This window comes from Clostridium felsineum DSM 794 (assembly GCF_002006355.2).
Taxonomy (GTDB): Bacteria; Bacillota; Clostridia; order Clostridiales; family Clostridiaceae; genus Clostridium_S; species Clostridium_S felsineum.
Window position 1 is genome coordinate 2,886,420 of record NZ_CP096980.1, and the last position, 13,812, is coordinate 2,900,231.

16 protein-coding genes are annotated in these 13,812 nt (G+C 30.0%); 1 reads left to right on the forward strand and 15 read right to left on the reverse strand.

What is annotated here, in order from left to right; all coding sequences use genetic code 11:
- Positions 1-112: 112 nt before the first annotated feature.
- The 6 genes from CLFE_RS13675 to CLFE_RS13700 form a co-directional block, all read right to left on the reverse strand.
- Positions 113-454, reverse strand: a complete 342-nt coding sequence (locus CLFE_RS13675) for a hypothetical protein (protein ID WP_077894771.1) — start codon at positions 452-454, stop codon at positions 113-115.
- 10 nt (positions 455-464) lie between these two features.
- On the reverse strand, positions 465-1,949 hold the full coding sequence (locus tag CLFE_RS13680) for a hypothetical protein (protein WP_077894770.1): 1,485 nt from the start codon (positions 1,947-1,949) through the stop codon (positions 465-467).
- Positions 1,918-2,994, reverse strand: a complete 1,077-nt coding sequence (locus tag CLFE_RS13685; RefSeq protein ID WP_077894769.1) for an ATPase, T2SS/T4P/T4SS family — start codon at positions 2,992-2,994, stop codon at positions 1,918-1,920. The genes CLFE_RS13680 and CLFE_RS13685 overlap by 32 nt, the downstream gene beginning before the upstream one ends.
- Positions 2,995-3,078: 84 nt before the next feature.
- On the reverse strand, positions 3,079-3,249 hold the full coding sequence (locus CLFE_RS13690) for a hypothetical protein (RefSeq protein WP_017750486.1): 171 nt from the start codon (positions 3,247-3,249) through the stop codon (positions 3,079-3,081).
- A 459-nt stretch (positions 3,250-3,708) separates the two neighbouring features.
- Positions 3,709-3,975 carry a hypothetical protein gene (locus CLFE_RS13695; RefSeq protein ID WP_077894768.1) on the reverse strand — a complete coding sequence of 89 codons (267 nt, stop codon included), beginning with the start codon at positions 3,973-3,975 and terminating at the stop codon, positions 3,709-3,711.
- A 21-nt stretch (positions 3,976-3,996) separates the two neighbouring features.
- Positions 3,997-5,271, reverse strand: coding sequence for an FtsK/SpoIIIE domain-containing protein (locus CLFE_RS13700; protein ID WP_242951689.1), 1,275 nt, complete (start codon positions 5,269-5,271; stop codon positions 3,997-3,999).
- Positions 5,272-5,398: 127 nt separating this feature from the next.
- On the opposite strand from CLFE_RS13700, the gene CLFE_RS13705 reads away from it, so the two are divergent.
- A complete protein-coding gene (locus CLFE_RS13705) occupies positions 5,399-6,853 on the forward strand; it encodes an IS1182 family transposase (RefSeq protein WP_250944628.1) in 1,455 nt (484 codons plus the stop codon).
- 118 nt (positions 6,854-6,971) lie between these two features.
- Here the strand turns inward: CLFE_RS13705 and CLFE_RS13710 are convergent, their stop codons facing one another.
- The 9 genes from CLFE_RS13710 to CLFE_RS13750 all read right to left on the reverse strand — a co-directional run bounded on the left by CLFE_RS13710 (position 6,972) and on the right by CLFE_RS13750 (position 13,700).
- The gene (locus CLFE_RS13710; RefSeq protein WP_242951584.1) at positions 6,972-7,529 is read right to left on the reverse strand and encodes a hypothetical protein; all 558 of its coding nucleotides are present in this window, start codon (positions 7,527-7,529) and stop codon (positions 6,972-6,974) included.
- A 26-nt stretch (positions 7,530-7,555) separates the two neighbouring features.
- A complete protein-coding gene (locus CLFE_RS13715; RefSeq protein WP_242951583.1) occupies positions 7,556-7,717 on the reverse strand; it encodes a hypothetical protein in 162 nt (53 codons plus the stop codon).
- A gap of 69 nt (positions 7,718-7,786) precedes the next feature.
- Positions 7,787-8,173, reverse strand: a complete 387-nt coding sequence (locus tag CLFE_RS13720) for a YdcP family protein (RefSeq protein WP_077892974.1) — start codon at positions 8,171-8,173, stop codon at positions 7,787-7,789.
- Between the two features lie 20 nt (positions 8,174-8,193).
- The gene (locus tag CLFE_RS13725) at positions 8,194-8,508 is read right to left on the reverse strand and encodes a YdcP family protein (RefSeq protein ID WP_077892973.1); all 315 of its coding nucleotides are present in this window, start codon (positions 8,506-8,508) and stop codon (positions 8,194-8,196) included.
- 443 nt (positions 8,509-8,951) lie between these two features.
- On the reverse strand, positions 8,952-10,034 hold the full coding sequence (locus tag CLFE_RS13730; protein WP_077892972.1) for a hypothetical protein: 1,083 nt from the start codon (positions 10,032-10,034) through the stop codon (positions 8,952-8,954).
- Positions 10,035-10,176: 142 nt separating this feature from the next.
- The gene (locus tag CLFE_RS13735) at positions 10,177-11,568 is read right to left on the reverse strand and encodes a hypothetical protein (protein WP_077892971.1); all 1,392 of its coding nucleotides are present in this window, start codon (positions 11,566-11,568) and stop codon (positions 10,177-10,179) included.
- An 80-nt stretch (positions 11,569-11,648) separates the two neighbouring features.
- Positions 11,649-11,816 carry a hypothetical protein gene (locus CLFE_RS13740; RefSeq protein WP_250944631.1) on the reverse strand — a complete coding sequence of 56 codons (168 nt, stop codon included), beginning with the start codon at positions 11,814-11,816 and terminating at the stop codon, positions 11,649-11,651.
- A 59-nt stretch (positions 11,817-11,875) separates the two neighbouring features.
- A complete protein-coding gene (locus CLFE_RS13745; RefSeq protein ID WP_077892969.1) occupies positions 11,876-12,076 on the reverse strand; it encodes a hypothetical protein in 201 nt (66 codons plus the stop codon).
- 166 nt (positions 12,077-12,242) lie between these two features.
- Entirely contained in the window at positions 12,243-13,700 is a 1,458-nt protein-coding gene (locus CLFE_RS13750) for a caspase family protein (protein WP_169850914.1), read from the reverse strand.
- Positions 13,701-13,812: the final 112 nt, after the last annotated feature.

The window sequence follows — 13,812 nt, forward strand, 5'->3', positions numbered from 1 at the left end:
ACTGATTACCTTTAAAAATCCAATTAAAATTGCTGCCATACTACTTCCTGCTATAGCATAAATAATACTGCTTCCAAACTGCTCCATAATAAGCTTCATTAATCCATCCTCCTTACCTTGCAAAGCCCCTAATTTGCTGTGTATTCATAACTTTAAGAAAATCAATACGATATTTATATTTTAGAATTATTTCCATTAATGTAGGCTTACCGTCTTCATCTTTAACTACACTGTTACTATCTATCAGTAATTCATATCCAGCACTTGAAGCCTGTTTTTTACAAGCATTAATAACACTTGGTGCAGAGTTAGCATCTTCTATTTCTGCTATTACAGAGTTGTGAAAATCTCTTGCATTACTAGCATCAATACTAGCTGACATAATTCCTGCCATAGAAAATATTGATATAAGGAATATGAAAATGCCTACATAAGTTTTAATTATAGTACTCATAATCTACCTCCTACATTCCAAAATTCAAGTTTTTAAGAAACAACATTAGGAGTAATGACATATCAACCATAAGTTTAAAAGAAGCTAGTAAAGAAGGTAATAAAATATAAACCTTCATTCCAGCTATTTTATCCTCCTGAGATAGCTTTTCTGCCTTATCCATTAGTGCATTATTACGATCAATTAATTCTTCTACTTGCTTAGCTACATCTCCAGAATTTCCACTTGATAGTGAATATAATATCTTCATAGCTGACTGCACATCAGGATTGCGGTATTCCTTTAAAAATCTATGATATGGTTCTATTGAATTAGGATTTTCTTCTAGCTCGTCTACAAGATTTTCTAGTGCATACAATAATACTTCTGGTGAGTTATCTATGGATTTACGAATTGCTACTTGTACATTATCTGTCTGCAATAACAAAGCAACTTCCATAAGCCAGTTAGGAAACTGCTTTTCAATTTCTTTTGCCACCTTTTTCTTAGCAAGGCTATGTCCAATTTTATGTTGATTTAAAAAGAAAAGTACAACTACAATTCCTACTACTGCAATTACAATATTTTTAAAATATAAAAATCCACTGATAAATAATACTGCTGGAATCACGGCTATTTTTTTACTAACTTTTGCTTCCTTTGCCTCATCATAGTCTCTGACTTGAATATATTTTTTTCCTATTCCTGTGCTATTAACTTCCTTCTCAATCCAACTTCTACAAAGCTTTTTATCAGCTTTCACATAAATTAACATGCAACTTCCTATTAATACCACTGCTGATATCTGACATAACTCCATGGAACTAATATTCAATTTTCCACCCAATAGATAAAGAGGTAAAATACAAATAAGCAAAGTTGCTACCAAAGCAATTACTATGTTTCTTTTTACAAGCTGAAATTCTTTCTGTAAATTTGATACTCTATCCGCCCACATAGCTCTATTCTTTGTAAGCAGTGTAATACTTCCACTAACATCACCACCACGTCTTTGTGCTGCAATAACAAAGTCATGTATATTGTCAATTCTTTCACAGTTAAAGAATTCTCCTATCATATTTAACGCTTCTCTCTCTGGATCTTCACTATCGGTTGTATATTGAATATGCTCTATGGATTTTTCCAATATATCATGAAAAATTCCTTCATCAAAAATTGCAGCTGTTTCTAATAATGCACTAAGCACAGTTCCATTTCTTTTAAAAGAATATAAAAACTGCTCCATATAGCTATTAGCTAAAGAAAACATTGTTGTATGATATCTGCCCTTAATAATCTGTATAGTAACCATTGGAGAAAGCAGGAATCCTATAATTCCAATAGCAGCAATATATTTCAGTTCCAGTTTATAAAGAAGGCCGAAAATAGCAGCCATAAGCACAATCATTCCATAAGTTATAAATGCCTTTCTAAGTGTATATTCATAACCATACTTAGCTAACTCATTGATCAAATTTTTATATCTAAGATATCTTAGTGCACTTTTTTTCTTCAATATTGTTACCTCCTTCACTTTCAAACGGCTTTATTTCCATTCGTTCAAACTTCTCCATAACAGCTTTAGGTATATTCTCTTTTACAAGCTCTCCATTAAGTACCATTGGGAAAATTATATTACTACCATTTTCTCTATAGAAAAAGCATACTTGGTCTATATATCTACGAACCTTTCCATCTCTCATTTGTTTCTTACGTATTAAAATTCCTACATCAATAAACATATAAATGTCATTTTCCATCCTGTCAGCATCTATTCTGCTTTCAAGCATATTCAATATTCTATCTGGAATCTTTCTTGCATCATCTGTATGAATAGTTGTAAAGCCTCTAATTCCGGTGGATAGGCTCTCTAGCAAATATTTAACTTCTACTGAACGTGCTTCTGATAACATAAGCCATTTTGGATTTTGACGAAGACTTGTTTTAATTGCCTTTGTATAACTGAATCCTTCTGATACTATTAGCTCTACACAATCTTTATCTGGATTGATTTCTCTATAATGAAGTTCTGATGTATCTTCAATGGTAATTACCCTCTCATTGCTTGGAATATACTGAGAAAAGAATTTTATTCCTTCTGTCTTTCCAACTCCCGGCTCTCCACAGAAAACAAAATTCATACGAGCTTTAACACAGTTTGTTAATAACTCTAATATATCTCTGTTGCAATATCCATCTTTTATTATGCTTTCTCTTGTCATTCTTACAGCAGGAAGTGTTATTCTGATACAAACTGTTCTTCCAGAAATTGCAGCCGATTCATGAACAATGCTAATTCTCAGTGTATCTGTATCGGCTTCTAAAAGATTTTCAATCTTATTAAATGCTCTGCTTACATTGTTAGCAATATAATGACTGAACTTTTCAATAAATTCTTTAGTTATACCGTGATCCTCCACTTTTATTCTTTCATTATCAGTATTGGTAATCCATAAATCTCTACCGTTAAAATCAATGTCTGTGATCTTATCATCTTCAACATATGGCCAAAGCAATCCAAAATGTGCAGGTACTAATTCCCACTTTGTACTACGTTCCATAGTTCTCCTTTCCAAGAGTGGAGATTATCCACTCTTTGTGTAATAATTAATTTCAAATAGATTTTTTAATAACTTTATTTGATATTAACCTGTAATAGTGCTGGCTGCTCTTTTAAAGAATTCATCAACTAAGTTTTTAAAAGAACTTGCTACAACTCCATCTGTTGATAAAAGCACTACTATAATTGCTACTAATGCGCTGATAGCTACTGCTGCAATAATTACTGATCCATATTGTTCAAATATTTCTTTCATTTTCATACCTCATTCTTTCTTTATTTTTGAGTAATAAAAAAACAGCTATTTTTCAAGCTGTTCCAATAAATCATTTATTTTTTAGTTTTGCTACATATACCAAATGGTTTGTCTCGTATAAAATGAATGCTAATTTCAATACTCACCTCCTTGTCACAGTATCAAACTAAATATTATTATTCATAAGCTCCTTTCCACCTTAATAAAACAATTAATGCCTAAATGTCAACTTTTAAGCCTCAGTTGACATTTAATTTTATTTTCTGAAACCCGTTGAAACTAAAGGGATTTCTGTCTATTTTATTGCCTATTTCCTGTTGATTTGTGCCCCCCTGTTAGATACGGGTGGCTAATAATGGCGTGGCTATCGCCACACCAAAAGCAGGTCAGCCCGTCCCTGCGGCTTTCGCTTCGCACGCCGCCTGGCCGTTCTGCCTGCTTTTTATCATTTTAACTTGCTTAACTAAAACCACGATAGGCAACTATTATTTGTCCATTTTCTACGTTAATATTAAACTCAAATCTTATAGGATATTCTGCTTTTGTTTGTTCATAATCTAAATAAACGCTACACTCCATATCAGCAGTAAATTCCGAAAAAACATTCTGTAATAATCTAGTACCAGAGGCTTTACAATATTCCACTGTTTGTTCTTCAAAGTCCTTAATATATTCATCATATCCTATAATTTCCTCAACATTTTCAATAGAATACACTTCTTGCATAAAATTCAGACCCTCCAAATGTTAATCTGCTTTCTCTGCTTTTACAACCAATTTACCTATTTCATTTAAAAAATCATGCCCTTTAGGTACAAGTGGAGTATAAAATTCAGATATAACACTTGTACCTGTATCTACATACCCCCTTCCTTTAATTTGCTTTAGGAAGAAGTCTTTATCAGTTTCACCAAACATCATTCCATAACCCATTTCTGACATACGACCTAAAGCTACACGAAAATTAAACTGGTCACGAATCCCATCCCCAAGATATTTCGCATCTGGTCTTTGGCAGGCAAGAATCAAAAAATATCCTGACTGTCTCCCAAGCATAACAAGCTGCTTTAACTTATTAAGAACTGCGGTACTTTCCTTACTTCCTATCATTTCCATAAAAGCAACATATTCATCAAAAATGAGGAAATTAGCAGGCAATCCTAAATAAGCATAATTTTCACCTGTTTTATATCCTTCCATTTGTTTCATATCCTCATTACGCTTCATCATTCCATCATAAAAGTTATCAATGCACGCAATCATATCATCCTTTTTACAATAAACATTTGGCATAACAGCTTCCAAGTCTGCGAGGTCCGAATTTTTAGGATCAAGAACATAAAGTGTAGAATTAGTACGCAGCAGAGCTTCAATCAATGTCAAGATAAAATAACTTTTTCCGCCACCTGTACCACCTGCAATAAGCATATGAGGTAATTTATCATATTCCCACCAGATATTTTTCATTAATCTTAACTTTCCATGTTCAGCCTGTATATCTTCTATAGAAATACGATTTGCTATTGTATCATAGAGTAACGTATATTCTACATAAGAATCCTTCAATTCCTTGTCTGTAAGTTCACAATACAAACCACTTTCAAGCTTTTTTTCAAGATGCAAGAGCTGATCTTGATATTTACCTAATATAATTTCTACTTGAATATGAATCAAACCATTTTTGAGCTTGTAGTATATCTTTGGAAAATGAGTTATTCTTTCCTTTGTCTTTCCTGAAGATATGTCTTTAAAAAAACTGTTTGACTGTACCTGTTCTGCTTCATACCATTTATTTTCTAATATCATCCTTGCTAATTTTTGTCGGTGCATGAGCTGCTTAATTCTATCATATTGGAAATGATAATATAGCCATGCTGAAATTAAACTTATTGCCGCTGCAAAAATCACACTAAACACAAAATAAAAAGTGATATGAAACTGTAAAGTGCCATTTTTTAGAATACTTACGTTTCTCCAATCTATACGCAATATTTGTTTTACATTAAGTAATAAAAACACCATACTAAAAATTGCTATTAATGAAACAGTAGCAAAATTAAAAACCAGCGATTTATCGCTGGCTTCAGAGTGTCGACAAAGTCGACACTCATTTCTTTTTATTGTAAAATAGTAAATGGTGATGAGTAAAATGTTAACAAAAAGAGGAAAAGAATTAAGAAGTCAAATTGAATTAAACAGCTTAGAGGATCTGGTTCCGAAAGATCATTTATTAAGAAAAATAGATAAATCCATAGATTTTAATTTTATATATGATGAAGTATCAGAATTATATTCTGACTTTGGTAGACCTAGCATTGATCCAGTAGTACTTATAAAAATAGTACTTGTTCAATATTTATTTGGAATACCTTCAATGAGACAAACTATAAGGGAAATTCAAGTTAATATAGCTTATAGATGGTTTCTTGGTTATTCAATGAGTGAAAAAATACCTCATTTTTCTACCTTTAATAAAAATTATGAAAGAAGATTCAAAGATACTGATGTATTCACAAATATATTTGTGAAAATCCTTGAAATTGCTGAAAAAGAAGGCTTTTTAGCACTAGAACAAGTTTATATTGATTCAACACATATAAAAGCTAGTGCCAATAAGAAGAAATTCAAAAGAGTTAATGTTGAAATTGAGGCAAAAAAATATAAAAACAAACTTGATAAAGAAATTGATTTGGATAGACAAGAACATGGTAAAAAACCTTTAAAAAAAACTAAAAAAATAGAGACTAAGGAAATTGTACAAAGTACTACTGACAAGGAAAGTGGAATGTTTTATAAGAATGAAAAAGAAAAATGTTTTGCTTATTTAGCTCATACTGCATGTGATGATGCCAATTTTGTTCTAGGCTTTGAAGTTACTGCTGGAAATGTTCATGATAGTATTGGCTTTTATGATGTTTATAATAAAGTATATTCAAAATTTGGAGATAAACTAGTTGCTGTTGCAGTAGATGCTGGATATAAAAATCCATGCATTGCTAAAACAATACTAGATTCGGGTATTTTACCATCTATGCCATATAAACGCCCTATGACCAAGGAAGTTTTCTTTAAAAAGTATGAATATGCATATGATGAATTTTATGATTGTTACATATGCCCTAATAACAAAATATTAAAATATTCAACGACCAACAGAGATGGATATAAAGAATATAAATCTAATAATCACGATTGTGAAAGCTGTGCTTTCATAAAGAAATGTACTAATAGTAAAAATAAGCAAAAGCTTATTACTAGACATATATGGGAGAATTATTTAGAAGAAGCTGAATATCTCAGACATGAACGGTATGTTAATAGTGTATACAAAAGGAGAAAAGAAACTATTGAACGTATTTTTGCAGATGCAAAAGAAAAACATGGTATGAGATTCACTCATTTAAGAAGCTTGGCTAAAATTAAAATGGCAGTCACTCTTACTTTTGCATGCATGAATTTAAAGAAATTAGCAAATAGGCTTTGGAAAAGAAGAAGATATTTGCTTGTGCTATATAAAATATACTTTAAAATACATATTTATTCCCAATATAAACTAAATGGCATATTTTCATTTTTGAAAATATGCCATTTGTCTACAGTCTGAAACCAGCGATTTATCGCTGGCTTTTATCCGATACCTTCTATTTTTAATTATTTGCATTATTTATCCTTTCAAATAAAAGATAGAAATATTCATTACTTATCTTTGTTCTACACATTAATTAACTATTTTTAGAATATATCCAAAACAAAATACTATCTGTAAGCCTTAATGAAAACAAAGCATCCTCAATTGTTGGAATTTCCTGTGTTGATTCATTTCTATGAGTACCATAATCTGACATCATTGAATAAATCATATAAATCATCTTTGTTTTCTTTAACTTTCCATCCCTGTTTTCATTAAAAAATTCTGCTAAATCTTCTTTTTTTAGATCTTGATTAAGTGCATTTGATAAATCTTGTGGGGTGGCTTCACTACTATCCCCACTTGTATTAAAAGCGCCTCTCATCCATTTTGCAAAATCTTCTGTACCTTTAAATTTTGAAAATATGCTGACAATACAGGTTCTGCAAGATTCTATACAAGCACCAGAGTGTCCTTGAATATACGAATCAATAGCTGATTCATATGAATCATAAACTTCTGGATGTTCTGTTTTTAGCCACGATTCAACAGAAAACAACTCATTAATTCTTGAATCATTGTTTTGCATACATGTTGACACATATATTTTGCTTCCATCAATTTCAATTGTAAGCCCCATCAATTCATACAAATGTGATAATTCTTCAAAATCATCTACTAAATATTCAGATATATAAGATATTTTGAATATTTGTCAAAAAGCTCATTAAGTCCTACACACTTTAATCTTGCTTTAAATTCTGAATTTCTTTGTATAAAAAATCCTTTTCTACTAATTATTTCGGATATTTTAGAAAGAATTATTTCTTTATCATTCATAAATTTTTTCTCCTTTATTTTTCTTTTAAGAAAATTATACCATCCAGTAATTTTAAGCACAATCAAAGTCTACTTATTATCATGTTGTTGGTTCTGAATTTTGTTAGCACCAGAATGTGCAGTCTGCTTTTCACTTTTCAAAATGATATCCTCTGCCTTGATATACCAGTCTACATCTGCACCTTGAAAAGTAGCATTAGCGACAGTATCTGCTACAGGATTTATTATTTCAACTTCTGCGTTGTAGTCGAACTCCTTTACAGGTACAGTTGCAGGAATACTAACTTGAATCATTCTTCCTTGCCCTCTTGATTTCAAATCGTAAGTGCGTTCCTTGATTTCTTCAGATACTGTGCCATCTTCATTTTGTAAATGTACCTCACGTCTTAAAGCAGAAAACTTTAAATTTCCAAATGTAGCTTCTTTATCAATAACAATTCCATTTGCTAATCTCATATAAATTTACCTTCCTTTCCTTATGCTTCTACCATGTCATCTGCATGAAGAATATAATTTGTAAATCCTCGAGTTCCAATTTTATAACCTTCTGCGGTAATTCGTGCATTAATTAACTTTACCCTCTTTTCAACTTCAAAATGCTTTTCACCTGCTTCAGTTGGAAGAATAACAACAATATCATCTGCCCTTTGAACGTCTGAATATAAATTGTAGCTGCGTGATAAAATTGTATTATGCCCATTTACCCTTCTCTGTTCAATCTTGCCTTCACCAGCATATTCTAAGTTTCCAAATGTCTTTTCCATGTTTGGGATTACATATTTTAATTCCATATTTCTTTACCTCATTTCTTTTTATATTTAAATAAATAATTTACTTCTGAATTTTTTCTATTCTGCCACATAAAAAATACCTAAATAACTGTATTTTATCAAGGGCAAGCTCTGTGCTACGCACCCTTGACAAAATCCATTCATTTAGGTAAATATCAATTAGGCAGAATAAGAAAAATTTTATTATCTTTTAATGGCGGTGAACGTTCCTCATTTTTTCTTTGTATCTGAATCACATCCTTTCTATTTTTTTTCATAGAAAATAGACATTCATTTCTGAACGCCCTAATAAAATTAATTAATAAATTTTTTTCAAGTAACGAGAAAAATACAAAAGAGCCGATGCTAAAATTATATCACTTCAACGCTTAAAATTGGAATTTGTCATTTTTTTATTATATGGATAATGTCAAAATAAATATATTGGCTTTATGTCTTAAATATTATTTTAGTATATGAGGTGGAAATAACTCTTTTATCTGATCATCAGATTCATAAATATACTTTGCATATTCATAATCGTTAAAATCATCATCATCTCCATTAAAAACTATTGATCCACTATCAATATTTATTAACTCTTGGATTTGATTTACATCACCATCAAAGCATTTTCTAATTTTACTGTCTTTCATTAGTAATGCAAAATCTTTTTTTAAGCATGCTATTAATATATTACTTTTTTTGTTATCAGGTAAGACAAATAAAAACACAAATAAATTATTCTTTTTCAATGGTATATTATATGCAGATGAAAATGCGATTTTCTTTTCTCTTATTGTGAATTGCTTAAATACTATTTCTGAATAATCTTCTTTTTGCAACATATTTATAAGCTTTTTTGATAACTGATCAAATGCTGTATAATCCTCACAATTTATTTTATTTGCCCCTTTTATACTATATCTAAATGTAAAATTAGTTTTAATAAAGCACCATATTGCTTTAAACTTATTTGTTGACTTCTTACTAAGTACACTATCAATTTTTACTTTATGAATAGTACTTTCTTTAAGCATATTTTTTACAATTTCATTGTTAAATGATTGAATTATTAATGAAGTTTGCTTATACTTTTTCTGTGATTGATATCTTTTATATGCAACTACTCGTAAGATTAATAAAAAAGTATGCTCATTGGTATAAATGTCTATTTTTGTTTTTTCTAATGGCATAAATATTAAATTATCATGATATTTACAGAACCCCGGGAAAGTTGTTGCTTTCTTAATGCCTGTTTCTTTTAGTTCATTATTTATTGGATTTTTATAATTAATTTCTATTGTCCTTACTTTTCCATTTTTAGATATAGGCTTTAAATTTGCACCTTTGGAAACTAAATGTGAATCAATAGCCTTGTTCTTACTTTCTGACTTACTGTTACATTCATTATTATTCAAAAGACATATTGATTCCATAACAACATTATTATTTATCCAATTGATATACTTATTACAAGCTGCAATAAAAGATTTTGATGGATTTTGATTAATTAAATTTGCTAATATTGATTTGTAACTTTCCATTTTTACCACCTATTTTGATTAATTTGTATTATTGATATCCTCTAAAGTTCAAGATTCTACAGTAAACAAATTGTTTTATAAATAATGTGAAGGATAAAGATTAATAATTCCAGTTATTGGTTACAGCACCACAGCTGAGCGACTATGACTGACCTTTTAACTTTAATATATACCCTTCCATAAATTCAGCATATGTTATTTGGCCACATTTTTTCATTCCCTTTATAACATAATCAATTTCAGAAACAGGATTAATATCATGCCATCCAATTCTATACTTTCTTTTCATGTTCCAATACAGAAATTGTAAGTCTTCGGAAAAATAAGCATAATTTTTTTCTTCACATCTCCGACCAGTAATTTCAGAAAATGTAAACAGAAGATTCAATTCATTTATACTAATTTCACTTGAAGATTCTTCCCAATTACGTTGACCTAACGAACATTCAGCAAAAATTTTCATGGTATCATCACTCAAACAAGAAAACACTTTCTCTTCACACATATATGAAGAAAACTCTCGATGCCTCCGTATAATTTTGAGAGCATAATCAAATTTGTTTGAACCAATATTGTATTTCTTTTTTACAAGCTCTTTTACTTCTTTTATTTTCTCATCAAACTCATCTGGCAATGGTAATAATTTCGATACTTCTTCTAATTGTGCCCGCGAAAGGTCTTTTGTAAATGTCCCTGTATTATATTCTTTTTTTAAATACCACATTAGCCAATCAATTCTGCTAAATAGTTTTGTCATTTCTTCAAACTGAACAGCAATAATATCTAATTTAACAATACTAATTTTCTTGGTTTCAAAATGTGGATTTCTATCTTTGTCTGACCAATATCTAAAAGCATCGCCATTAGGGTCAATATCTTTATAATAACTTAAAAGTGGTAAAACATCATCAAACAATTCTTTTATTCTAATATCAATATGATAGATGCTGGTGATTTTTTGTATTAGCTCATTTAAATTGTGGGTGAATTCTTCTTTCTTAGAGTCTTTAAAACACTCTTCAGAAAATGAGTCAATACAACCTTGAATTGTTGTAAGACGTTTCTGTAGCATTTCTCGTCTTTTTTTATTTCTCTCAGTATGAGCATCACTATTATTTTTATCACTATGGCTAATTATCCAATCGCAATCATCACGTTGCTGAGATATTTTTAATTTGATTCTTCTTGCTTTATTTAGCTTAACAAAAGTATCACGATTCTCTTTTACGCTTTTTATATATTGAATAGAACTATATAGCTCTTTCAAAAACAGCTCTATACTATGCCGTATGCAAAACAATATGGGATACACCAAAGAGTCAGAGTAGTTTTTATATTCGCCAATGCTTTTAATTAGAGTATCTACAGCACTCTTAAACCCATCATAAATTGTAGATTGATTGTATCCCCCGTTAGTACCAACACAAGCAGTATATTTAATATTACTGTTTATTTTATTGAATGGTGATGTTTTTAAATAACGTTGTCTTATAATTTCTTCTTCACTGTATTGCTGTTTCTTATCGTTTTCCATACTATCCCCCATATCTGCACTACAAATTATTAATTTATAATAGTAAACCTTAAATTGGAATTTGTAAATTTGTTTTATTATTATAATAAAATTTGTTTTTCAATCATTTCCCATTTAATTATGTTCTTTTTTATTTCCCGACCTGCTTTATTTCTTGCATAACCATTAGCTCCATTATCGATAATAACTCTGGCACTCTGCTCTGCTTCGGCAACGATTTTAGAATCAACTCCTGCGGCCTCAGCCATCCAAAGTAATAGTTCTGGACATATTACGCGATACACAGTTTTAGCATCAGCTTTACCATCTAGTGTAGAAGCATATGATTCAAGAAAATGCCACCGCTGGTTGGGTTCAGCCTCTTCACAACTAATTGTTTTATTGCCTTTTTAGCTTTTTTAATATATCCATTTTTCTTTTGCCCATATCCTGATTTTACGAAATGATCAGAAATAGGATAGTGTTTTTCCTTCTCGGTATAAAATTTTATAAGATCCTGTATCGTCATTTTTCATGAACTCCTTTAATTTTACAACATAATATTAACACAAACATCTATTAATAGTTTAATATCTTTCTATCTATATTGATTTGTACATTTCATTGTTTATAAATTACTATTTATATGAATAAACCTCAAATACAAATTAGTATCCTAATTTGTATTATATAAATTAAAAAATCAATATCTTATTTCCATCCTTAGTGATAATCTTAGAATACTCAATCATATTGCCCCCAATAGGACTATATTTTACATATTTTCCTATAAGATTTCTATTTCTTTCTCCAAAAATATTTTTTAATTCTTTTGGTTGTACACTATGAATAGGTGATGTAAGAGATATAGTATAGACACCATCACAAAGAGTTTGTCCTTTATCAGAAAAACCATCTGAAGGAACTGTATTATCTATAACTTTACTGTTACACTGTGCAAAGTAACTACCATCTTTTCTTTTTAGTGAATAAATAAATGGTGTTCCATTTGGGAGGTTTACAGTTGAAGTAAAATATAATAACCCTTCATTTACCTTCGCTTCTATATCAAATTCAATTAAAATTTCTTGACCTTTAATTGGCGGAATTTCTTGCATTTCTTTAGGAATTGGAAGAGGTTCTCCCATCCTCACATATTTATCTTTATAATACCATCGGAAATTTTTTAATCTGAATCCCCATGCTGACAAATAATTAATGTTTATCTCATCAATATCTTCATCAGAAAAAAATCTATTTTCTTTTGAATAACTAACACGTGAGTAACATCTGAGAATTTCAATTATAGGAATTTTATATCTATTATAGGCATCTACATATGCTAAACATTCAATATCCTTGATATCTTTCAATTCTTGCTTATGGTAATATTTCCATCGTTCCTGAATAAAATTATATATCTCCATATCAGAAATTTCATTATTTCTACTTTGGGGTTTAACCAGAAAATAGAAATCCCCTGTAAGGCTAGAATGTTCCCATGGGACTTGACTGTTTGCAGATAACTCTATTACCTTTGTTCTCACCATCTTGAACATCTCTTCAATCTTCAAATTTGGTTTAAATATGTACTCTTTAAGAACCTCTGTAAATAATCCATTACTATTTTCTCCATCAGCAGCTGTTGATTCTGGACTAGTAGAAAAAGATATTATAGTTCCCATAGGAGGATTTGAAACTGCAGCAAATCCACTTTGCATTGTTCCTCTTAGCTTATTTGAAAATGGATTAGTTCTACATGAATCTAGAATTATAATATTTGTTTTATCTTTATACATAGATATGCCATTAAATAAATTATCCATATCAAAACATGATAACGCTGTTAATTCTTCATTACTGATTTTACAATCTATCGGAACCAAATAGTTTTTTCCATTAATCTGCATCCCATGCCCTGCATAGTAAAATAACCCTGTAGAATAATTGTTAAGTTCCTTTTCAAATTCTATAATTTTTGAATTTAAATCATTCTGGTTAAGATTTAAGTATTTATTTACTTTAAAACCTAATTTAATTAAACAATATGCCATATCATTTGCATCATTACATGGATTTCTTAACTTTCCAACCTCCTCATATTCTGAATTTCCTATAACTAATGCTAATCTATTTATTGTATCCGTCTTCAATCCCCTCAACTTCCCATTATAAACATAATAACTGTGTTATACATTATGTCCTTCATATACCATTATTCTACAAATTGTAATAGTTCCCTTTAATTTAGTATACTCTTTAAGT

Excerpts from the sequence above, each read along its gene's own strand:
- CLFE_RS13675 (WP_077894771.1), bottom strand. The coding sequence starts at position 454 with ATGAGTACTATAATTAAAACTTATGTAGGCATTTTCATATTCCTTATA.
- CLFE_RS13685 (WP_077894769.1), bottom strand. The coding sequence starts at position 2,994 with ATGGAACGTAGTACAAAGTGGGAATTAGTACCTGCACATTTTGGATTG.
- CLFE_RS13690 (WP_017750486.1), bottom strand. The coding sequence starts at position 3,249 with ATGAAAGAAATATTTGAACAATATGGATCAGTAATTATTGCAGCAGTA.
- CLFE_RS13695 (WP_077894768.1), bottom strand. The coding sequence starts at position 3,975 with ATGCAAGAAGTGTATTCTATTGAAAATGTTGAGGAAATTATAGGATAT.
- CLFE_RS13700 (WP_242951689.1), bottom strand. The coding sequence starts at position 5,271 with ATGGTGTTTTTATTACTTAATGTAAAACAAATATTGCGTATAGATTGG.
- CLFE_RS13705 (WP_250944628.1), top strand. The coding sequence starts at position 5,399 with ATGTTAACAAAAAGAGGAAAAGAATTAAGAAGTCAAATTGAATTAAAC.
- CLFE_RS13715 (WP_242951583.1), bottom strand. The coding sequence starts at position 7,717 with ATGAATGATAAAGAAATAATTCTTTCTAAAATATCCGAAATAATTAGT.
- CLFE_RS13720 (WP_077892974.1), bottom strand. The coding sequence starts at position 8,173 with ATGAGATTAGCAAATGGAATTGTTATTGATAAAGAAGCTACATTTGGA.
- CLFE_RS13725 (WP_077892973.1), bottom strand. The coding sequence starts at position 8,508 with ATGGAATTAAAATATGTAATCCCAAACATGGAAAAGACATTTGGAAAC.
- CLFE_RS13730 (WP_077892972.1), bottom strand. The coding sequence starts at position 10,034 with ATGGAAAGTTACAAATCAATATTAGCAAATTTAATTAATCAAAATCCA.
- CLFE_RS13735 (WP_077892971.1), bottom strand. The coding sequence starts at position 11,568 with ATGGAAAACGATAAGAAACAGCAATACAGTGAAGAAGAAATTATAAGA.
- CLFE_RS13740 (WP_250944631.1), bottom strand. The coding sequence starts at position 11,816 with ATGGCTGAGGCCGCAGGAGTTGATTCTAAAATCGTTGCCGAAGCAGAG.
- CLFE_RS13745 (WP_077892969.1), bottom strand. The coding sequence starts at position 12,076 with ATGACGATACAGGATCTTATAAAATTTTATACCGAGAAGGAAAAACAC.